The organism is Pseudomonas sp. RL_15y_Pfl2_60, assembly GCF_963970595.1.
In the GTDB taxonomy this organism is placed as follows: Bacteria; Pseudomonadota; Gammaproteobacteria; order Pseudomonadales; family Pseudomonadaceae; genus Aquipseudomonas.
On the sequence record NZ_CAXAOE010000001.1, the window covers coordinates 360,470 to 382,669 of the forward strand.

A 22,200-nucleotide genomic window follows, 5' to 3' on the forward strand; every position below is an offset into this window, starting at 1 on the left:
GGCTTATCGATTAAATTTCAGCGGCCAGTCGCGAGCCCTGATTGATTGCACGCTTGGCATCCAGCTCGGCAGCCACATCCGCGCCACCAATCAGATGCACACTTTGGCCAGCAGCCAACAACCCCTCTTGCAGCTCACGCAGCGGGTCCTGGCCAGCGCAGACAATAACGGTATCGACCGGCAATACCTGCGGCTCGGCATCGGCAATGCTGATATGCAGGCCAGCATCATCCACCTTGAGGTACTGCACGTTATTGAGCATCTGTACCTGCTTGTTCTTCAGACCCGCACGGTGAATCCAACCGGTGGTTTTACCCAGACCATCGCCCACCTTGGTCTTCTTGCGCTGCAACAGGAAAACCTGGCGCGCAGGCGTATGCGGCTCGGCATTGATACCCGCGACACCGCCACGCGCCTCTAACAGACCATCAATGCCCCACTCTTTCCAGAAGGCATCACGATCCAGGCTGGTAGCCGTGCCGGCATGGGTGATGAACTCCGATACGTCGAAACCAATACCGCCCGCACCGATGACCGCAACCTTCTGGCCCACTGCTTTGCGCTGCAAGATGGCGTCGAGGTAGTTGATGACCTTGGGATGATCAATACCAGGGATTTCTGGCGTACGCGGGGCAATACCGGTTGCCAGTATCACTTCATCAAAACCACCGGCAAGCAACCCATCAACATCGACCCGGGTGTTCAGGCGCAGGTCGACCCCGGTGGTTTCCAGCTTGCGCTTGAAGTAACGCAGGGTTTCAAAGAACTCCTCTTTGCCCGGCACTCGCTTGGCAACGTTGAACTGGCCACCGATCTCAGCAGCGCTGTCAAACAGCGTGACCTGATGACCGCGCTCGGCGGCAACCGTAGCAGCGGCGAGACCAGCAGGACCTGCACCGACCACGGCAATGTGCTTAACCGCGCTGGTGGCAATGTAATTCAACTCGGTTTCGTGACATGCACGCGGGTTGACCAAACAACTGGTCAGCTTGCCGCCAAAGGTGTGATCCAGGCAGGCCTGGTTGCAGCCGATGCAGGTGTTGATTTCATCAGCACGGCCTTCTGCCGCCTTGTTCACAAAGTCGGGGTCAGCCAGGAATGGACGAGCCATTGAAACCATATCGGCATCGCCTTCAGCCAAGACTTGTTCGGCAATTTCCGGTGTATTGATACGGTTGGTGGTGATCAGCGGAATCGATACCGAACCACGCAGTTTGGCCGTGACCTTGGTGAAGGCCGCACGCGGAACCTTGGTCGCAATGGTGGGGATACGCGCTTCGTGCCAGCCAATGCCGGTATTGATCAAAGTGGCGCCGGCTTGCTCGATGGCCTTGGCCAACTGCACAATTTCTTCCCAAGTGCTGCCGCCTTCGACCAGATCGAGCATCGACAAACGATAGATAATGATGAAGTTAGGACCAACGGCCTGACGCACCCGGCTGACGATTTCTACCGGCAAACGCATGCGGTTTTCGTAGCTGCCACCCCAGCGGTCAGTACGCTGATTGGTGTGCGCGGCCAGGAACTGGTTAATGAAATAACCTTCGGAACCCATGATTTCAACACCGTCATACTCAGCCTGCTGTGCCAGCTTTGAGCAGGTGACGAAATCCTGGATTTGCTTTTCGATGCCCTCTTCATCCAGCTCGGTGGGTTTGAAAGGGTTGATCGGCGCTTGAATGGCGCTGGGTGCCACGGACTTGGGGCTATAAGCGTAGCGGCCCGCGTGAAGAATCTGCATGCAGATCTTGCCATCCGCCTCGTGCACGGCACGGGTCACGATCTTGTGCTGCTCGGCCTCTTCAACCGTGGTCAGCTTGGCGGCGCCAGAATAAACCCCGCCCTCGACGTTAGGGCCGATGCCGCCAGTCACCATCAAGCCAACACCGCCACGGGCACGTTCAGCAAAATAAGCAGCCATGCGCTCAAACCCACCCGGCTTCTCTTCCAGCCCCGTGTGCATCGAGCCCATCAGGGTACGGTTTTTCAGGGTGGTAAAACCAAGATCCAGCGGGGCCAGCAGGTTCGGGTACAGAGCGTTCATGGAAGTCTCCACATCAAGCATTCACGGTATGCCGCGATTTCTATTGATGCAGGTGGCGCCCAGCACAGGGCAAGTTGCCTGCGCGATGCTTCTGCCGCCTGCGGATGAATCGCGATCGGTATGCAGAGCACGATAAATAGCCCCAGCGCACAGCTCAATGACTCTAACTAACAACTTATTGATTCAAATGCGCAGCGCCCTCTTGGCAACAGCCATGCGCTCACCTACCCTGAGAACCGAACCCTCAACGCTGAACGACCATGCGCCTATTTATTACTATCAGCATTCTTATCCTCTTGCTCGGCAGCGCCGGTGGCTATGTCTACTGGGCACAGCAGCGTCCCGACGTTGGCATCATCCTTACCGACCTGAGTAGCGAAATCAGCGTCAACCAGGGCCAGCCTGCTGACCGCGGCAACCTGCTTGGCATACAGCCTTTGCTGTTTGCCAGTGACTATCAGAGCCGTGAAAGCCTGCACCTCAAACTTGCGGCCTATCTTGAGAAGGCGCGCGAAGAGGGCCTGCTCAACGCCAAAACCATTGCCATCCTGCCCGAACACATAGGCACCTGGCTGGTTGCCGCAGGGGAAAAACCCGAGTTCTACAAAAGTGACAGCCTGCAAGAGGCCATCAAGTGGCTAGCCGCCAGCCACCCGCTCGGCGTACCGCAAGCCCTGCTCGGAACCCCAAGCAATAAAGATTTCAGCGACGCGCTGTTTCGCCTCAAGGCCGAGCAAATGGCCGCTGATTACCAGAGCCTGTTCAGTGGCCTGGCCAAGGACTTTGGCATCACCCTGGTTGCTGGCTCTATTGTCTTGCCAGAGCCACGCAATGAAGACGGTGCCCTGCGGATCGGCACAGGCCCGCTGTACAACATCAGCGTGGTCTATGGCGCTGACGGCAAAGCCATTGGCCAGCCGCAGCGCAAGGTCTACCCATCAAGCCGCGAACGCAGCATCATCGCGGCAGCCCCCATTGAGCAATTGCACACATTCGACACCCCCGCCGGGCGTCTAGCGGTATTGATCGGCACCGACAGCTGGTATCCCGCCAGCTACGCAGCGCTCGCCAAGCTAGACACCGAGCTGTTGGCGGTGCCTGGGTTCGTCAAAGGCAAGGCACAGTGGAACAAGCCCTGGAAAGGCTACAAGCACGCCGTCAAACCGCAGGTACCCACACTGGCCGACAACAGCGTCAGTGAGGGCCAAGCCTGGCAACAATTGGCGATCCCCAACCACCTGCAAGACAGTGGCGCACGCGCCGGTGCCATGGTGTTTATGCGCGGCCAATTGTGGCGCATGGGCATTGATGGACGCAGCGTTGTAAGTGATGGCAAGCAGCATGCAATTGCCGGTGACAAGCGCGGCGCCCACCTCGTAAACCTATGGCTGTAACAAACCCGCGCATCCGCCTTGGCGACCTCTCGGTGGGTTTTGTCGACAGCCTGGCCGAGGCTATGCGCAGTTGCGGGCAAGACCCGCTCGCACTTCTCGACAGTTACGGCCTCGACCCTGCACGCCTGGCAACACCCCGGGCACGCCTGTCGATTCCGCGCTATATGCGCCTGGGTCACGCTGCCATAGAACAAACCGGCCAGCCGGACCTGGGCCTGATCATGGGCAAACTCAGTCGTCTAGGCCAACTGGGCCTCGCTGGCGTAACCGCTGCCCAGGCACCGACCGTGCGCCAGGCAGCGCGCAGCCTGGTTCGCTTTGAGCCGTTGTATGCCTCGAACTATCGCGGCCACGCCAGCTTCGCTGAAGACAACCAAGGCGCCTGGTTGCGCTTTTACTCAATCAGCCCGTACAACGCCTACAACCGCTTTGTAATTGATTCGGTGCTTGCCGGCTGGACCCAACAACTGGAACAGGTTGCCCAGCAGCCCATCGCCCCGGAGCGGGCACATATCGAATTCCCTGCCCCGCATTACAGCGACGCCTATCAAGCCGCACTGGCCTGTCCTGTTGAGTTTGCGGCTGAGCATAACCAGCTGCGCCTGAGCCAGGCCACGCTCAACCTGCGCAACCCGCAACACTGCCCAAGCACCTGGCTGCATCTACAAGAGTTGTGTGAACGCGAACTGGAACAATTGACCCGCACCCGCAGCCTGCGTGAGCGCATCATTCAATTATTAGGGCCGCTGCTGCACGGTCGCGAGCCTGACTTGCAGGAAGTGGCCGCACGCCTGCAAATGCCAACCTGGACCTTGCGCCGCAAGCTGGCAGAGGAAGGCACCCAGTTTCGCGCCATCCTCAATGAGACGCGCCATGACTTAGCGGTGGCCTATATTCGCGATACAGAACTGGCCTTTGGCGAGATTGCCTACTTGCTTGGCTTTGCCTCGGCAGAGGCCTTTCAGCGCGCATTCAAACGCTGGAACCAGCAAACCCCAGGCGAGTTTCGCCGAGCACAACGCCTAGGTAACTGAAACGACACGCCGGGATTACAACTCGGTCGCATCCTCAGCCAACTCAGGCACATCCAGCTCAACGGCTTGCGCTTCCAGCAATTCGTCTTGATAGTCTTCCATAGCATGACTCCCCTACACTGATCGACGCGAGCCAACCCCGCGTGGATGCAGTTTAAAAAGTCGAGATGACGCTTGCATGACAGCAAATTGCGGGCAATAAAAAACCCTCAGATATTGCTATCTGAGGGTTTCGTATTTGGCGCAGCGGACGGGACTCGAACCCGCGACCCCCGGCGTGACAGGCCGGTATTCTAACCAACTGAACTACCGCTGCATGTTCTTTGGGCTTGCACCCTGAAACAGGTCACTTCATCTGGTAGTACAACCGCGTTGGCTTGTGCTTACCTCATGCCGAGTAAACTCGTCATGGAAAATATGGCGCAGCGGACGGGACTCGAACCCGCGACCCCCGGCGTGACAGGCCGGTATTCTAACCAACTGAACTACCGCTGCGCATTTCCCGGACTTTCATCCAGATTCACAAAGTGGTGGGTGATGACGGGATCGAACCGCCGACCCTCTGCTTGTAAGGCAGATGCTCTCCCAGCTGAGCTAATCACCCTTGGCTTTGCGAGGACGCGAAATTTACGCGTGGGTCGCACCTAAGTCAATAGCCTGCTTAAAGTTTTTCTCAAAACAGGGCAAATAAATTGAAATCTGAAAGCGCTGAATCGGTGACTGATCATTTGCTGATCAAGCCAGTACAAATTAGTCCTGCGCAGTCGTATAAAAACCGATGAGACAGCCAAGCCGCTACAGATGCCGACATCGACGTTTATTGATAAATCATCTTCTTCGTCATGCCACCGTCAACCACAAACTCCTGGCCGGTGACAAACCCGGCGCGACTCGACAGCAACCACGCCACCAGCGCCGCGACATCCTGCACATTACCCACCCGCCCAACCGGATGCTGTGCATGATCAGAGGCCGATAACGGCTCGGCGCGTTGCTCGCTGAGGTCACGGGTGTCAATCCAGCCCGGACTGACCGCATTAACCCGCACATCTGGCCCAAGACTGATCGCCAGCGAATGAGTCAAGGCCAATAAGCCGCCCTTGCTCGCCGCATAAGCCTCAGTACTGGCTTCTGATTGATGCGCACGGGTTGAGGTCAGGTTAACGATTGCGCCACGGTGAGCACGCAAATACGGCACGCAATGCTTGGCCAGCAACATGGGGCCAGTCAGGTTAATTGCCAGGGTTTTGTTCCAGCGCGCCAGGTTGAGGTTTTCGAGATCCAGACTGTGCGGCTCGGAAATCGCGGCATTGCAGACCAACGCATCAAGCCGACCAAACTGGCCAAGCACTTCGGCAACGCCTAAAGCAACTTGCTCTTCGTCAGCGACATCCATGGCTACGAACCAGGCGTTTTCGCCCAGCGCCCTGGCCACAACCGAGCCTCGAGCACGGTCCAGATCAGCCAATACCACTTGCCAACCTTCGGCAACCAACCAGGCACTGATGCCCAAGCCGATGCCACGCGCAGCCCCGGTCACCAGCGCAACCTTGCCAGTGGTCGGGGCGCCAACTTCAAGGTTCAAGTCGGCTTGCGGGTTATCACTCAAAGCGCTGCCAAGCCGCGCGCCAGATCTACTTGCAGATCCTGCACATCTTCAAGGCCGACAGCTACGCGGATCAGGTTATCGCCGATACCTGCATTGGCACGTTCTTGTGGCGACAGGCGACCATGGGAAGTGGTTGCCGGGTGCGCGATAGTGGTTTTGGTATCACCCAGGTTAGTGGTGATCGAAATGACCCGCGTGGCATCAATAAAACGCCATGCAGCCTCTTTACCACCCGCGACTTCAAAACTGACCACCGCGCCGAAGGCACTTTGCTGACGCTTGGCTAGCTCATGTTGCGGATGGCTCGGCAAACCCGCGTAATAAACACGCTCAATGCCCGGCTGCTGCTCAAGCCATTGCGCCAGTTGCTGTGCACGGGCGCAGTGTGCCTGCATGCGCACACTGAGGGTTTCCAGGCCCTTGAGGAAGATCCACGCATTGAATGGGCTAAGCGTTGGCCCAGCCGTGCGCAGGAATCCGACCACTTCTTTCATCAGCTCGCCACGACCAGCAACCACGCCGCCCATGCTCCGACCTTGGCCATCGATATACTTGGTCGCGGAATGCATCACTATATCGGCCCCGAGCTTCAGCGGTTGCTGCAGCGCCGGAGTACAGAAACAGTTGTCAACGGCCAGTAACGCGCCTTTGCCGTGGGCGATTTCAGCCAGCGCGGCGATATCAACCAGCTCAGCCAGGGGGTTGGACGGCGACTCGACGAACAACAATTTGGTATTGGGCTTGAATGCCGCAGACCATGCATCGAGATCAGACAGCGGCACATAGTCGACTTCAACACCAAAACGCTTGAGGTACTTTTCAAACAAGCTGATGGTCGAGCCGAATACGCTGCGCGAGACCAACACATGGTCGCCGCCCGAACACAGGCTCATGACAATCGAAAGAATCGCAGACATCCCGGTTGAAGTGGCAACCGCCTGCTCGGCCCCTTCCATCGCCGCGATACGCTCCTCAAAAGCGCGCACAGTTGGGTTGGTGTAGCGCGAGTAAACGTTGCCCGGCACTTCGCCAGCAAAGCGCGCTGCTGCATCAGCGGCGGTGCGGAACACATAGCTAGAGGTCAGGTAGAGCGCCTCACTGTGCTCCGCCTCAGGCGAGCGATGTTGACCGGCGCGAACGGCCAGCGTTTCAAGGCCAACACCTTCCAGGTCGCTGTCCAGACGTCCGGCATCCCAGTCTTGAGACATCTTTATTCCTCTCTAACAAAGCACTGGGGCCGCATAAGCGACCCCAGGGTATCAGTTGTTGTACAGATCAATAATCGCGCTGACCGCTTGCGATTTGATCTTGGTCGAATCATTGCGCGCTTGCTCGATCTTGTTCAGGTAGAACTCATCGACATCGCCAGTGACGTACTCGCCATTGAACACGGCGCAATCGAATTTCTCGATTTTGATCTTGCCGCCACCGACAGCATCGATCAAGTCCTCAAGATCCTGATAGATCAGCCAATCAGCGCCAATCAGCTCGGCAACCTGTTCAGTGCTGCGGTTATGCGCGATCAGCTCATGTGCGCTTGGCATGTCGATCCCGTATACGTTCGGGTAACGCACCGCCGGCGCCGCAGAACAGAAGTAGACATTCTTCGCCCCGGCTTCACGGGCCATCTGAATGATCTGCTTGCAGGTGGTACCCCGCACGATCGAGTCATCGACCAGCATGACGTTCTTGCCGCGGAACTCAAGCTCAATAGCGTTGAGCTTCTGGCGCACCGACTTTTTGCGAGCCGCCTGGCCCGGCATGATGAAGGTACGGCCGATATAACGATTCTTGACAAAACCTTCGCGAAATTTAACACCCAGGTGGTTGGCCAGCTCAAGCGCCGCGGTACGGCTGGTGTCCGGGATCGGGATCACCACATCGATATCGTGATCAGGGCGCTCGCGGGCAATTTTCTCGGCCAGCTTCTCACCCATGCGCAGACGCGCCTTGTACACCGAAACACCGTCCATGATCGAATCCGGACGCGCCAGGTAGACGTGCTCGAAAATGCATGGCGCATACTGTGGATTATCCGCGCACTGACGGGTGAACAGCTTGCCATCTTCAGTGATATAGACCGCTTCACCCGGCGCAAGGTCGCGAATCAGGGTGAAACCGAGTACGTCCAGGGAAACACTTTCCGAGGCGATCATGTACTCAACGCCTTCGTCAGTGTGGCGCTGGCCAAAGACGATTGGACGAATGCCATGCGGGTCGCGGAAACCGACGATACCGTAACCGGTAATCATCGCAACCACTGCATAGCCGCCCACACAACGCGAATGAACCTGGCTGACCGCGGCAAATACATCTTCCTCGGTTGGCTGCAACTTACCGCGCTGAGCCAGCTCGTGCGCAAACACGTTGAGCAGCACTTCGGAGTCTGAGTTGGTGTTGACGTGGCGCAGGTCAGATTCGTAAATCTCCTTGGCCAGTTGCTCAACGTTGGTCAGGTTACCGTTGTGAGCCAAGGTGATGCCGTATGGCGAGTTGACGTAGAACGGCTGCGCTTCGGCCGAGCTGGAGCTGCCCGCCGTTGGATAGCGCACATGGCCAATGCCCATGTGCCCTACCAGACGCTGCATGTGGCGCTGTTGGAAGACATCGCGCACCAGACCATTGTCTTTGCGCAGAAACAGGCGACCATCATGACTGGTCACAATACCGGCAGCGTCCTGGCCGCGGTGCTGAAGAACGGTTAAACCGTCATACAGCGCCTGATTGACGTTCGATTTACCGACGATACCGACAATGCCGCACATGTGGCGCAACCCCTACGTTGAGAAACAAACTAAATCGCAATGCACTCATTACAGCCTATCAAGGCGGTGTGAGAACCTGTTTAAACGGCAGCTCAGCCGGAGCACTGATGCCACTTGCCAGCCACTCACTGGACATTCCTAAAATAAGGTTCTTAGACCAGTCAGCGACCAATAAAAAATGAGGCACCAGCGTTGACTGCTGCCACCACGTATCTTCTTGTACCGGCGCCAGGCTCACCAGCCCGACCAACAGCACAACCAACAAACCGCCCCGCGCCGCGCCAAAGACCATGCCCAGGAAGCGATCGGTACCGGACAACCCAGTTACCCGAATTAACTCACTGAGCAGATAATTGACCAGCGCACCGACCATCAGCGTGGCGATGAACAGCAACGCACAGGCGGCGATGACTCGAGCCGACGGGGTTTGGATAAATCCTTCGAGGTGGTGCGAAAGTGCGCCGCCAAACATCCAGGCAACGGCGCCCGCAATAATCCAGGTGAGCAACGACAAGGCTTCTTTGACAAAGCCACGGCTCAGACTGATCAAACTTGATACGCCGATAACGGCGATAATGGCCCAATCGACCCAGGTAAATGCCACGATTAAGGCTACCAACAGAAATGGCGCTGTATTTTAACAGAGCAAGGCGCTACGAGTAAGCGGTCGATCAACTGCTTTCTGGTTTAAAACGAACAACAAATCCGTTTAGTTTCTGCTTGCGGTTCAACTGATCCCGCAGGCGATCCGCTTCGGCGCGCTCAACCAGAGGGCCAACAAAGACTCTATTCATGCCTTCAAAGGTACGGATATAGGCGTTGTAGCCTTGCGCACGCAGGGTCTTTTGCAGGTTTTCCGCACCGCTGCGACTGGATAAACTGGCCAACTGAACCGACCAACTCACCGGCAGGCTGCTGGCGTCCAGACGCTGGGCAGGCTTTTCGGCAGGCTTAGCAGATTGCTCGGCACGTGCAGCCGCATCGGCCTTGGCCTGTTCGCGCACTTCTGGCGGCGGCGTGGCCGGCACTGGGTTGATTTCAGGCTCGTCAGTGATCGCGGTGATGGGTTCCGGACCTTGATCCTGCTGCTCAGGCGCCTCGTCAATGATTTGCGGCTTGGGCACTGTGACCGGCTGCATTTCGATTTCAGGCATCGCCGGCGCTTGCGGCATGCTCGGAGCCTCGACCACCACGCGCTGCATGTCATCCTGACGAGACAGCAGCATGGGGATAAAAATAATCGCCAAGGCCAGCAAGACCAAAGCGCCAACAATACGTTGCAGCAAGTTTTTATCCAGCAAAGCCATCCTGACCTACTCCCGTGGTATGGCCCGTCAGCCATTCCAAGGCCTCGGCCACACAATAAAACGACCCGAACAGAACAATTTCATCGCCTGCCGAGGCTTTAGCGCATTGTGCATCCAATGCAGAACACACATCATCAAATACCGCTACCGGCGCGGCACAATCTATTAAATACCGGGCCAACTCTGCCGCCGGTCGCGTACGGTTTGTCGGCAATGGTGCCACAGCCCAATGGGCAACATGTGGAATTAATGGCGTTACCACACCTGCCAAGTCCTTATCTGCCAATAGAGCAAATACGGCAGAACGTTTACCAGTGACAGGCTTCAGCGCCAAACGTCGCGCCAGATACTCGGCCGCATGGGGATTATGCCCAACATCCAGCAACAGCGTGAGTGGCTTTGCTTGCCAAATCAACTGACGACGATCAAGGCGCCCGGTTACGCGCGTGCGCAGCAATGCCTGGCGAATTTTTTCTGGTTGCCACGCAAGGCCCGTCAGCGCATAGGCTTGCAGCGCCAGCGCGGCATTTTCCATGGGTAAATCGAGCAATGGCAGGTCAATAAGTTCCAACACAGCGCCATGTATATCGGTACCGCGCCAGGTCCAAACCTGCTCTCCTGTAGCCAGATCGTAATCACGGCCACGCAGGAAAAAAGGCGCATCAAGCTCAGCAACACAATCAAGCAGCGGCTGCGGCGGATCCAGATCACCACACAAGGCAGGTTTGCCAGCACGGTAGATGCCGGCCTTTTCAATGGATACAGACTCACGGCTGTCGCCCAGCCACTCGACGTGATCGACACCAATGCTGGTGACTACGGCGATATCCGGGTCTACCAGGTTAACCGCATCGAGACGCCCACCCAGCCCAACTTCAAGCACTACGGCATCAAGCTGTTGCCGCTTGAACAGCCAGAACGCAGCCAAGGTGCCCATTTCGAAATAGGTCAGGGAAATATCGCCACGCGCTGCTTCCACGGCGGCAAATGCTTCACAGAGCAGCTCATCACTGGCTAGCTCACCGGCGATTTGCACACGCTCGTTGTAGCGCAGCAGATGAGGCGAGCTGTAGACCCCGACGCTGAGCCCTTGCGCTTCAAGCAATGAAGCCATAAAGGCGCAGGTAGATCCTTTGCCGTTGGTACCAGTAACAGTCACGGTCAACGGGGCCAGCTTGTCCAGCCCCAAACGCTGCGCAACCTGGCGAGCGCGCTCTAGCCCCATATCGATGGCGCTGGGATGCAATTGCTCCAGGTACGCCAGCCAATCAGCTAGAGAGCGTTGGCTCATGCAGAAGCCGTCTCGACTACAGAGTTGCTGACGCTAGGTGTTGGCAAGTGCTGCATTTGCGCAAGCAGGCGCGCCAGACGTGGGCGCAGCTCACTGCGCGGAATGATCATGTCGATGGCGCCGTGTTCGATCAGGAACTCGCTGCGCTGGAAACCTTCAGGCAGTTTCTCACGCACGGTTTGTTCGATCACCCGTGGACCGGCAAAGCCAATCAACGCCTTGGGCTCGGCAACAATCACATCGCCAAGCATGGCCAGGCTGGCCGATACGCCACCGTAGACAGGATCGGTGAGCACCGAGATAAACGGCAAGCCTTCTTCACGCATACGCGCCAGTACCGCCGAGGTCTTGGCCATCTGCATCAGGGAAATCAGGGCTTCCTGCATACGCGCACCACCCGAGGCCGAGAAGCACACCAGCGGGCAACGCTTTTCAAGGGCGACATTGGCAGCGCGCACAAAACGCTCGCCGACCACGGCGCCCATCGAGCCGCCCATGAAGGAGAACTCAAAAGCACAGGTGGCAATCGGCATCCCTTCAAGCGTGCCGCTGATGGCGACCAATGCGTCTTTCTCGCCGGTCTGCTTCTGTGCACCGACCAGACGGTCCTTGTACTTCTTGCTGTCGCGGAATTTCAGGCGATCGACAGGCTCAAGATCAGCTCCGATCTCTTCGCGACCTTCCTTATCAAGGAAGATATCCAGGCGCGTACGCGCGTCGATGCGCATGTGATGGTTGCATTTGATGCACACATCAAGCGTCTTCTCGAGCTCTGGTTTATACAAAACAGCATCGCAAGACGGGCATTTATGCCAGAGGCCTTCTGGTACTGAGCTCTTAGCCGCCTCAGAACGCATGATCGACGGAATCAGCTTATCTACCAACCAGTTACTCATGCTCTTCTCTCCCAAGCTGTGGTTCTGAATATGTCAGCAACACTGCATATTCAAACAAATGGCGCCTGCAGTGCCCGGCCTAGCCGGCGCCCGTGGCGCTCAACGCCAGGGGCATGCACTACAGCACATGCAATAGGTTTATGGACGGCCAAGCTCAATAAACCGTCACATCGCGCTGCGTACTGCGTGAACAAAGGCTTGCACCTTGCTCGAATCCTTGAGGCCTTTACTCGCCTCGACCCCACCACTGACGTCAACTGCGTAGGGTTTTACCTGCCTGATCGCAGCCTGTACATTATCAGGCGTGAGCCCACCAGCCAGAATAATCGGCATTTCCAGCCCTTGCGGCACCAGCGACCAGTCAAATGCCTGCCCGGTTCCACCTGGCACGCCGCTGACGAAGGTATCAAGCAAAACCCCGCTGGCCGAAGTGTAAGCCGCAATCCGGCGGGCAATATCGTCACCCGCCTGAACGCGCAGGGCTTTGATATAAGGGCGAGCAAAGCCCTCGCATTGCTCCGGGGTTTCATCGCCATGAAACTGCAACAGGTCCAACGGCACCTGCTCAAGTAGCTGGCTTAACTGCTCACGCGGCATATCGACAAACAGGCCGACCGTTGTCACAAAGGGCGGCAGCTGCGCAATGATAGCCTGGGCCTGCTCGATGGTGACGGCTCGCGGGCTTTTGGCATAAAACACAAAACCAATCGCGTCTGCGCCTGCCGCCACCGCAACACGCGCATCTTCAAGTCGGGTAATACCGCAAATCTTGCTTCTAACGACTGACAACGACTGATTTCCTCTTTGGGACAGGTACAAGGCACACTATTTGACAGCTTAACGTGCAGACTGAGGCATCTGCATCATAAATAGTGCTGAAACTAGGTATTCACCCCACCCTCGCCTTCAGCCATGACATCTGGCAAGCCTGAGAGAAAGTGCGGCCCCAGATAACGCTTGGGCAGATCAAATTCCGCGGGGTAGTCAACCTGGACCAGGTACAGGCCATAAGGATGCGCCGTCACGCCTCCGGTACGCCGCACTCCGGTCTCAAGCACTTCTTTGGCCCACTCGACAGGTCGCTCGCCAGCCCCAATCGTCATCAGCACACCGGCGATATTGCGCACCATATGATGCAAGAATGCATTGGCACGAATATCCAGCACGATAAAACGGCCATGCTCCAGCAACTGCAGGTGATGAACGGTCTTGATGGGTGATTTGGCCTGGCATTGGCGCGCCCGAAAGGCACTAAAGTCATGAGTACCCACAAAGAACCGGGCCGCTGAACGCATACGCTCCACATCCAGCGGACGGTGATTCCAGGTCACTTCCTCGGCCATGTGCGCAGGGCGGATCTGGTCGTTGTAGATGACGTAGCGGTAGCGCCGGGCCTGGGCACAAAAACGCGCATCAAAATGCTCAGGCATGCTCTTGGCCCAAGCCACGCTGATATCACCCGGTAGGTTCATGTTGGTGCCCATGGTCCAGGCATGCATGCTGCGCTCGACCGTGGTGGTGAAGTGCACCACCTGCGCGCTGGCATGGACCAAGGCATCGGTGCGTCCGGCACAACTTAGCGTTATGGGCGCACCGCCGGCCACTTTCGAAATAGCTTTTTCAAGCGATTCCTGGACAGAAGGCACACCTGCCTTCTGGCGCTGGAAGCCACGATAGCGGGAGCCTTTGTATTCAACCCCAAGGGCTATTTTGAAAACGCCAACGGCGGCCCTTTCGGCCGCCGTTGCAGGTAGAGCATCAGACATTTATCAAACCAGTTTATCGATCAACTCTTTGGCTTCTTTCTGTTGATCGTCATTACCTTCAGCAACTACTTCATCAAGGATGTCGCGTGCACCCTCTGAGTCGCCCATGTCGATGTAAGCGCGCGCCAAATCAAGCTTGGTCGCGGTCTCATCAGTGCCAGACAGGAAGTCGAAATCATCTTCGTCTTCAAAAGCGGCAACAGAGGACGCCTCGGTGAACTCTGGCAAATCAAGCTCATCAGCTGCTTTCTGTTGCTCAAGGCTTTCACTCAGTTGATCGAGTTCAGCCGTGACTTCATCCAGTTGGGCGGCAAAGTTATCAGGTTTTTCCTCAGATGCAAGATCAGCCAGATCATCGTTCAGCGACAGGTCGAAGCCATCATCAGTCGCGCCCGGCAGTGTCGCGTCAGATACCGGATCAGTGCTTGGTGACAGATCTGCATCATCCAGGCTCAGCAGGAAGTCATCGTCCGCGCCTGCATCTACCGGCTTATTGACAGCGGCTTCGCTGGCTGGCGTGCTGTCCAGATCAAAGTCGAAGTCAGCCAGCTCGCCTGCCAGTCCTGTATCTTTCTCAGCGTCCTCGTCCAGACTCAGCTCGAACCCCAGGTCATCGTCTTGGGCTGCAACTGGCGTATTAGCCGCTTGGCCAAGTTCGTCGTCCAGATCAAAGCTATCCAGGTCAGTGCTATCCAGATCTGTGTTGGCACTGGATTGCAACTGGCTGTCCAATTCGGACTCAAGATCATCCAGGCTCAGATCGAACGAGTCATCAACGTCCGCAGCCTGAGGCGGATTAGCCGCTGAGTCGACGTCATCCATGGTCAAGTCATCGAGACTAAAGCTGTCGAGTTCATTGTCAGCGGCAGCAGCACCTGCCACGGCCATGCCACCTGCCAGCCCTACCATTGCCGGGTACTTGGCATTAAGCTGTGCAACCTCTTGCGCTGCACCACCCATTTCACGCAATTCTTCCTGCTGGCGAGCGTAACCTTCACGGTCACCCATCTCAGCGAACACTTCCATCAACTTGAGGTGCAGATCACTGCGCTCAGGCTCGTCGTTAATAGCGTTTTGCAGCAACTCGGCCGCTTGATTGAAACGCCCATAAGCAATGTAGATGTCGGCTTCACCCAGCACATCCGAGGTCTGCGGGATAGTCGGTTGCTCGGCTGCGACTTCAGCCTGATCGTTGCCCAGATCGAAATCATCATTCAAACCGGCAAAATCATCGTCTGGCAAATCAGACTCTGCCGCAAAGCTATTGTCTGACTCCAGGCTGTCGTCAGCGGACTCGGACTCTTTCATCGCTTTGCGACGCGAGATAATCATCAGCACGACCAGCAAAGCCAGCAAGCCACCAGCGGCAACGATGCCGAGCAGCATTGGATTGGCTAACAGGTCATCGACCATCGAAGTTGGGGCTGGAGCAGGCTGAGCCTCTGGAGCAACTGGCTTGGCGGGCGCCGGGGTATCGACCGGAGCTGGCTGGGACTCAGGTGCTGGAGCCGCAGCGAGTGCAGGTGCTTCAGGCTGGCTAGCAGGCTCTTCGCTGTAGTTGAAGTCAGGCTCCTGAGCTGTGTCCGGCACCTGGGCGGCAGGTGCATCGGCTACGGGTGCTGCCGGCTCAGGCTGGGTGGCATCGGCAGCTGTTGCAGGTGGTGTTTGCTCAGGCGCTGCAGCACCATCAGTGGCGGCGCCTGGCGTTGCAGCTGCGCCACCTTGGCTGGCCAGATCTGCCTGCAACTTGGCCAGTTGGTCGTCTTTAAGCTTGATCAGGCGTTGTAGCTTATCGACCTGGCTTTGCAGGTCAGCCATGCGACTGGACAGTTCTTCGTTGGCACGGCGCGTCGAATCCAGGCTTTCCTGGGTCACGGCGAGCTTGTTACTGACTGCGTCGCTATCAGCCTGGCCTTTATCGCTGCCAGCAGTTGCCTTGCCCGACTCGGCCGAGACCAGCTTGAGCTTGTCTTGCGCTTCAGCACTCGCAGGCGCTGCACCCGCTACTTCACGCTTGGTCGCATCAAGCTGGCGTGCACCGGCAGGCGCGCTGCGACCTTCACGCCAAGCGGAGTTTTGCTGATTAACCTGGGCCAGAGCCTCGGCTTGCGAGCGCTTATTGATATCAGCCTGGGTTGGGAGGCGCAGCACTTCACCGCTTTTCATGCGGTTGATGTTGCCATCAATAAAGGCATCGGGATTCAGGTCCTGAATTGCCAACATGGCCTGGTGAATGCTGCCATTCTGGCGCGAGCGCTGGGCAACTTCCCACAAGCTGTCATTCTTCTGCGTGCGGTATTGATTGCTCGCAACCGTGCTTGGCGCAGCAGTACTGGCTGCGCTATTGCTTGCTGGGCGTGACGCTTGCGCCTGCGTAGCTGGGCGTGCAGCAGGACGCGGGGCCGGACGTGCAATGGGGGCGGTGACCGCAGCACGGGGAGCAGCAGCGGCTTGCGGTGAATACAGGGGTGGATCAAGCAATACCGTGTATTCACGCAGTAGCCGGCCATTTGGCCAAAGCACTTCAACCAGGAAGTTCAGGTACGGTTCACGCACCGACTTGGTTGAAGTAACGCGAATCACGCTTTTACCGTTCGGTTTGATCACCGGGGTAAATTTAAGGTCAGTCAGGAAGAACTGACGCTCAACCCCCGCCTTATTGAATTCTTCCGGGGACGCCAGGCTCGGCAGGACTTCATTGGGGGCCAGATCTCTGGCTTCAACCAACTCAATTTCCGCCTCCAATGGTTGATTCAGCGAGGATTTCAGAGTGACTTCACCCAGACCCAGCGCGTGCGCCATACCGGAGGACAGCGCCGAAGCAGCTGCCATTGCCAGCACCAGTTTGCGAACCCGAAGCATATTTTAATCCCTTGTTTTTTTCTTTTATCTCGGCGTACAAAACGACCCAGAATGTGTCTGCCTACATTCGCGAAACGCGATTCCCCATCCAGATACATTCCGAACCCGTAGTGCCAAGCTCGAAAAATTCTTTAAATCACCAGCTAAGTATCTTTTACAGATAGTGTTTTATCAATAACTCAGCTAACTGCACAGCATTTATGGCTGCGCCTTTCCTCACATTATCAGACGCAATCCACAAATTAAGTTCTGCAGGATCGTCGAGACCCGCCCGAACGCGCCCAACATAGATAACATCCTGGCCAACTGCATCACCGACTACAGTCGGATAATCCTCGAACTCTACACACTCCAGCGCCGGAGCACGCTGCAAGGCATCACAAACTTTAGCAAGATCAACAGCTTTAGTGGTTTGCAATGAAAGGCTCAGGCTATCGCCAAAAAATACCGGCGCCTGGATACAGTTTATTGACATCCTTAACTTCGGCTCAGCCAGCAATTCCTTTAACTCGCCAGCCACACGCCGCTCAAGCAGGCCATGCCCCTGCTGATCTGGCTGGTCTACCTGCGCCAACATATTAAAAGCCATTTGCCGACCAAATAGCTGCGGCTCAAACGCGCGACCATTGAGCAGCTCAGCCGTTTGCCGGGCCAGTTCACTGACCCCTTCTCGGCCGCGGCTCGAAACCGCCAGACAAGCCGTCAGGTTGATTCGCTCCACGCTGATGACCTGCCGCAGCGCTGCCAGCACGCAACCCAAGGCCACGCTGACCGACGCTGGACTGGTAACCACATAAGGCGCATCGAGCTTCTCCAAGGCCTGCGGGTTCACTTCCGGAACCACACGCGGCGCCTGTTCCGGGGGCAAGCCTCCAGCCAGGTCGATAACCATGCAGCCTGCAGCGCGAGCTTTGTCGATGTACTGCGCAGTCACACTCTGCCCTGCGGCAAAGAACACCAGCAGTACAGTGCTGAAATCAAATGCCTGCACCTCGCGAACGCGCAGGTTTCGCCCCTTATAGCTGACCGTTTGCCCAGCCGACTCAGTACCCGCCAAGGCGTGCAAAGTGCCAATCGGCAATTTGTGCTCTTCCAGAACCTGCACCAACGCCTCACCAATACTGCCGGTGGCGCCTACTACTGCTACATCCAAGCTAGGGGTCATACTCAACTCACGAGGTTACTGATCAACACGGCAAGGTAAAAACATCCCCCTGCTCGTAAGGTGTCAAAGTGCGAAGCTTAATCCTAGGGTGTGACAACGCGAAGCTTGTCCACCGAGGATCATTGATCTTGCCGAGTCTTTGCCAAGGATGATGGCGGACCAAAAAGCGCTGTCCGCCCGACACAAGTTATGCAAAATGCAACTTATAAACGCATAAAGCGAGCTTAACAGGAATCGTTTATACGATAGCTGCTTAGCTCGCTTTATGCCGGGTTAATGCCTGTGTGCAAAAAGCGCCGTTAATTAACGCTCCAGCAGGATCCGCAGCATGCGGCGCAACGGCTCGGCCGCACCCCACAGCAGTTGATCGCCAACCGTGAATGCGCCCAGGTACTGCGACCCCATATTGAGTTTGCGCAGACGTCCAACAGGCACGCTCAAAGTACCAGTGACAGCAGTCGGGCTGAGGTCGGTAATGCTTTGCTCACGATGGTTCGGCACCAGCTTGACCCAAGGGTTGTGCTGGCTGATCAGGCCTTCGATATCCGAGATCGGCACATCTTTGTTCAGCTTGATGGTCAACGCCTGGCTGTGGCAACGCATGGCACCAATGCGCACACAGATGCCATCGACCGGGATTGCGCTCTTGAAGCGGCCGAGAATCTTGTTGGTTTCAGCCTGCGCCTTCCACTCTTCTCGGCTCTGCCCGTTTGGCAGCTCCTTGTCGATGTAAGGAATAAGACTGCCAGCCAGTGGCACGCCAAAGTTATCGACGGGGAAACCTTCACCGCGCATGCTTTCGGCGACACGACGGTCGATATCCAGGATGGCGCTCGCCGGGTCAGCCAACTGTTCAGCCACCGAGCTGTTGATGGTGCCCATTTGCTTGATCAGCTCGCGCATGTTCTGCGCACCGGCGCCGCTTGCAGCCTGATAAGTCATGGCGCTTGCCCACTCAACCAGGCCCGCCTCGAACAGACCGCCCAAGCCCATCAGCATCAAGCTGACGGTGCAGTTGCCGCCGATGTAGTTCTTGGTGCCCGCATCGAGCTGCTGGTCGATCACCTTGCGATTGACCGGGTCCAGGACGATTACGGCGTCGTCATTCATGCGCAGCGATGATGCCGCGTCAATCCAGTAGCCCTGCCATCCTGCTTCACGCAGCTTAGGGAATACATCGTTGGTGTAGTCGCCGCCCTGGCAGGTCAGGATGACATCCAGCCCCTTGAGTTCATCAATGCTGTAGGCGTCTTTCAGCGGTGCAATATCTTTGCCCACCGCTGGCCCCTGGCCACCAACATTGGATGTGGTGAAGAATACCGGCTCGATCAAATCGAAATCCTGTTCTTCAAGCATGCGCTGCATCAGCACGGAACCAACCATGCCACGCCAGCCGATAAGACCTACACGTTTCATAACCACTACACCTATATGAATCGCGACTGAAACTCGTCAGCCGCGCGAAGAATTACAAGCTACGCAGTGCCTCGACGACCGCATCACCCATTGCGACAGTACCCACCTTGGTGGTGCCCGCCGAATGGATGTCGCCAGTGCGCAAGCCCTGGTCAAGCACATTGCTTACCGCTTTCTCGATGGCGCTGGCCGCTTCAACCTGGTTGAAGCTGTAACGCAGCATCATTGACACCGACAGGATGGTCGCCAATGGGTTGGCAACGCCTTGGCCGGCGATATCCGGTGCAGAACCATGGCACGGCTCGTACATGCCCTTGTTGTGGGCATCCAGCGAGGCTGAAGGCAGCATACCGATAGAGCCGGTGAGCATCGAGGCCTCATCCGACAGAATGTCGCCGAACATGTTATCAGTGACCATCACATCGAACTGTTTTGGCGCGCGCACCAACTGCATCGCCGCATTATCTACATACATATGCGACAGCTCGACATCCGGGTAATCCTTGGCAACCTCCTCGACCACTTCGCGCCACAGTTGGCTGGAAGCAAGTACGTTGGCTTTATCGACCGAGCAGAGTTTCTTGCCGCGAACCCGGGCCATATCAAAGCCAACACGGGCGATGCGACGGATTTCACTTTCACTGTAAGGCAGAGTGTCATAAGCCTGACGCTCACCATTTTCCAGTTCGCGCGTGCCACGCGGCGCGCCAAAGTAGATGCCGCCAGTCAGTTCGCGCACGATGAGGATATCCAGGCCTGCTACCACCTCTGGCTTGAGCGACGAAGCATCAGCCAACTGCGGATACAAGATAGCCGGACGCAGGTTGGCAAACAGGCCCAGTTGCGCACGAATTTTCAGCAGGCCACGTTCAGGACGGATATCGCGCTCGATCTTGTCCCATTTCGGGCCGCCAACCGCGCCGAGCAATACCGCATCAGCATTGCGTGCGCGTTCCAGGGTTTCATCTGCCAAGGGCACACCGTGCTTGTCGATAGCAGCGCCACCGATCACGTCATGAGTCAGTTCAAGACCCAATTGGAACTTTTCACTCGCCAGTTCCAGTACCTTGACAGCCTCGGCCATGATTTCCGGGCCAATGCCATCACCAGGAAGAACCAGAATCTGTTTGCTCATGCTTTCCTCTCAAACGGCGCTAGCGGCGCCAACACATATTTAATGCTGATCTATTTAACGTTGGGCCCAGAGCAACAAGACATCAGTACTGAATGAGCCATCTTGGGCAATCTCAAAATACTCGCGAACTTCTTCGCCCACCGCCTGCTGCACAGCCACAATGGCTTGGCGAAACAGCTGCGGAGTGCGCATGCGCTCGACCCAACTGCTGAACTCCAAGCGCAAGCGTTGGCGGCTGCAACGGGTCTGCACCAGACCCGCCTCACCCACCAGCCGCGACCATTGTGACGGCGAATAATCCCGCACATGGCTGGTATCGCGCAGCAACTCGACTGTCTGCAAATGCGTGTCCAGCAATGGCAACTCTGGCGCAGCAACATCAATGAATGCAGCCACACCGCCCGGCTTCAATACCCGACGCACTTCACGCAGGGCCTGACCCACATCACGCCAGTGATGCGCCGAGTAGCGGCTGAAGACAAAATCGAACTGCTCATCAGCAAAGGGCAGCTGCTCAGCCCGGCCGCATTCGGTGCGGATGTTAGCCAAATCACGCTCGGCGGCGGCAGACGCTACCACATCCAGCATCTGCTGAGACAAATCGTATGCCACCACTTCAGCCGCTAGCGGCGCCACCTGAAAACTGACATGGCCCGCGCCACAACCCAGGTCGAGCACCCGGGCACCCGGCCGCGCTGCAACGCTTTCGCGCAACAAGGCAAACTCGCTACCTTGGGCGTGCACCGCACTGCTCAAATAAGCGTTGGCCTGTTCGCCAAACTGGCGCTCGACAACCTGATTGTGATCACTCATATGCCTTGCCTCAACCTGCAATCAAGTCTCGCTTGAGCAGGCTTGAATCACTTGATGGCGCCAAACAACCAAGGTTGCTGCTGACGATAACCTTCCTCGAAGGCGCGAATGGCATCACTGTCCTGTAAGGTCAGGCCGATGTCATCCAAACCATTGAGTAGGCAATGCTTGCGGAACGCATCGACTTCAAAGCTGTACTGCTTACCATCTGGACGGGTGACTGCCTGTGCTTCAAGGTCAATCGTCAGTTGATAGCCTTCATTCGCCTCGGCCTGCTCAAACAGCTCATCCATCTCGCTTTCAGCCAGGATGATCGGCAACAGGCCATTCTTGAAGCTGTTGTTGTAGAAAATGTCAGCAAAGCTTGAGGCCAAAATGGTCCGGAAGCCGTACTCTTCAAGCGCCCAAGGTGCGTGCTCACGACTTGAACCACAGCCAAAGTTCTCACGGGCCAGCAACACGCTTGCACCCTGATAACGCGGGAAGTTAAGGACGAAGTCCTTGTTCACCGGGCGCTTGGAGCTGTCTTGATTCGGTTGACCAACATCCAAATAACGCCACTCATCAAACAGGTTCGGGCCAAAGCCGGTACGCTTGATCGACTTCAAGAACTGCTTGGGAATGATCTGGTCAGTATCGACGTTGGCGCGATCCAACGGCGCAACAAGACCGGTGTGTTGGGTAAAAGCTTTCATAGCGGTCT

The 22,200-nt window shown here is 56.8% G+C and carries 18 protein-coding genes and 3 tRNA genes; 2 read left to right on the forward strand and 19 right to left on the reverse strand.

The features are described 5' to 3' along the window. Positions 1-10: 10 nt before the first annotated feature. Positions 11-2,044: an NADPH-dependent 2,4-dienoyl-CoA reductase gene (locus AACY26_RS01725; RefSeq protein WP_339510376.1), complete on the reverse strand. Its 2,034-nt coding sequence runs from the start codon at positions 2,042-2,044 to the stop codon at positions 11-13. 260 nt (positions 2,045-2,304) lie between these two features. Between AACY26_RS01725 and AACY26_RS01730 the strand changes: the two genes are divergently transcribed. After that, on the forward strand, positions 2,305-3,438 hold the full coding sequence (locus AACY26_RS01730) for a carbon-nitrogen hydrolase family protein (RefSeq protein ID WP_339510378.1): 1,134 nt from the start codon (positions 2,305-2,307) through the stop codon (positions 3,436-3,438). After that, positions 3,429-4,472: an AraC family transcriptional regulator gene (locus AACY26_RS01735; protein WP_339510380.1), complete on the forward strand. Its 1,044-nt coding sequence runs from the start codon at positions 3,429-3,431 to the stop codon at positions 4,470-4,472. The genes AACY26_RS01730 and AACY26_RS01735 overlap by 10 nt, the downstream gene beginning before the upstream one ends. Positions 4,473-4,711: 239 nt before the next feature. Here AACY26_RS01735 and AACY26_RS01740 read toward each other — a convergent pair. From AACY26_RS01740 to leuD, 18 genes are all read right to left on the reverse strand, one after another. Beyond that, a tRNA-Asp gene (locus AACY26_RS01740) sits at positions 4,712-4,788 on the reverse strand. A 102-nt stretch (positions 4,789-4,890) separates the two neighbouring features. Next, positions 4,891-4,967: transfer RNA gene (locus tag AACY26_RS01745), tRNA-Asp, on the reverse strand. Between the two features lie 33 nt (positions 4,968-5,000). Then, positions 5,001-5,076: transfer RNA gene (locus AACY26_RS01750), tRNA-Val, on the reverse strand. 213 nt (positions 5,077-5,289) lie between these two features. Further along, positions 5,290-6,057 carry an SDR family oxidoreductase gene (locus AACY26_RS01755; RefSeq protein ID WP_339511680.1) on the reverse strand — a complete coding sequence of 256 codons (768 nt, stop codon included), beginning with the start codon at positions 6,055-6,057 and terminating at the stop codon, positions 5,290-5,292. A 20-nt stretch (positions 6,058-6,077) separates the two neighbouring features. Beyond that, positions 6,078-7,289 (reverse strand): O-succinylhomoserine sulfhydrylase, encoded by a 1,212-nt coding sequence (locus AACY26_RS01760; RefSeq protein ID WP_339510382.1) that lies wholly within the window; start codon positions 7,287-7,289, stop codon positions 6,078-6,080. A 51-nt stretch (positions 7,290-7,340) separates the two neighbouring features. Next, positions 7,341-8,846: an amidophosphoribosyltransferase gene (gene purF, locus AACY26_RS01765; RefSeq protein WP_339510384.1), complete on the reverse strand. Its 1,506-nt coding sequence runs from the start codon at positions 8,844-8,846 to the stop codon at positions 7,341-7,343. 58 nt (positions 8,847-8,904) lie between these two features. Further along, positions 8,905-9,450: a CvpA family protein gene (locus AACY26_RS01770; RefSeq protein WP_339510386.1), complete on the reverse strand. Its 546-nt coding sequence runs from the start codon at positions 9,448-9,450 to the stop codon at positions 8,905-8,907. A gap of 67 nt (positions 9,451-9,517) precedes the next feature. Next, a complete protein-coding gene (locus AACY26_RS01775; RefSeq protein ID WP_339510388.1) occupies positions 9,518-10,153 on the reverse strand; it encodes an SPOR domain-containing protein in 636 nt (211 codons plus the stop codon). Then, positions 10,137-11,444 carry a bifunctional tetrahydrofolate synthase/dihydrofolate synthase gene (folC, locus tag AACY26_RS01780; RefSeq protein ID WP_339510390.1) on the reverse strand — a complete coding sequence of 436 codons (1,308 nt, stop codon included), beginning with the start codon at positions 11,442-11,444 and terminating at the stop codon, positions 10,137-10,139. Before folC ends, AACY26_RS01775 begins: the two co-directional genes overlap by 17 nt. Then, complete coding sequence (accD, locus tag AACY26_RS01785) at positions 11,441-12,340, reverse strand: acetyl-CoA carboxylase, carboxyltransferase subunit beta (protein ID WP_339510392.1); 900 nt, start codon at positions 12,338-12,340, stop codon at positions 11,441-11,443. Before accD ends, folC begins: the two co-directional genes overlap by 4 nt. A gap of 165 nt (positions 12,341-12,505) precedes the next feature. After that, a complete protein-coding gene (locus tag AACY26_RS01790; RefSeq protein WP_339510394.1) occupies positions 12,506-13,129 on the reverse strand; it encodes a phosphoribosylanthranilate isomerase in 624 nt (207 codons plus the stop codon). 92 nt (positions 13,130-13,221) lie between these two features. After that, positions 13,222-14,106: a tRNA pseudouridine(38-40) synthase TruA gene (gene truA / locus AACY26_RS01795; RefSeq protein ID WP_339510396.1), complete on the reverse strand. Its 885-nt coding sequence runs from the start codon at positions 14,104-14,106 to the stop codon at positions 13,222-13,224. A gap of 3 nt (positions 14,107-14,109) precedes the next feature. After that, entirely contained in the window at positions 14,110-16,968 is a 2,859-nt protein-coding gene (locus AACY26_RS01800; protein ID WP_339510398.1) for a FimV/HubP family polar landmark protein, read from the reverse strand. Between the two features lie 154 nt (positions 16,969-17,122). Then, positions 17,123-18,133: an aspartate-semialdehyde dehydrogenase gene (locus AACY26_RS01805; protein WP_339510400.1), complete on the reverse strand. Its 1,011-nt coding sequence runs from the start codon at positions 18,131-18,133 to the stop codon at positions 17,123-17,125. 303 nt (positions 18,134-18,436) lie between these two features. Beyond that, positions 18,437-19,549, reverse strand: a complete 1,113-nt coding sequence (asd, locus tag AACY26_RS01810) for an aspartate-semialdehyde dehydrogenase (protein WP_339510402.1) — start codon at positions 19,547-19,549, stop codon at positions 18,437-18,439. 52 nt (positions 19,550-19,601) lie between these two features. Next, the gene (gene leuB / locus AACY26_RS01815; RefSeq protein ID WP_339510404.1) at positions 19,602-20,684 is read right to left on the reverse strand and encodes a 3-isopropylmalate dehydrogenase; all 1,083 of its coding nucleotides are present in this window, start codon (positions 20,682-20,684) and stop codon (positions 19,602-19,604) included. 54 nt (positions 20,685-20,738) lie between these two features. After that, complete coding sequence (locus AACY26_RS01820; RefSeq protein WP_339510406.1) at positions 20,739-21,497, reverse strand: class I SAM-dependent methyltransferase; 759 nt, start codon at positions 21,495-21,497, stop codon at positions 20,739-20,741. Between the two features lie 47 nt (positions 21,498-21,544). Further along, on the reverse strand, positions 21,545-22,192 hold the full coding sequence (gene leuD / locus AACY26_RS01825; RefSeq protein WP_339510408.1) for a 3-isopropylmalate dehydratase small subunit: 648 nt from the start codon (positions 22,190-22,192) through the stop codon (positions 21,545-21,547). Between the last annotated feature and the right edge of the window lie 8 nt (positions 22,193-22,200).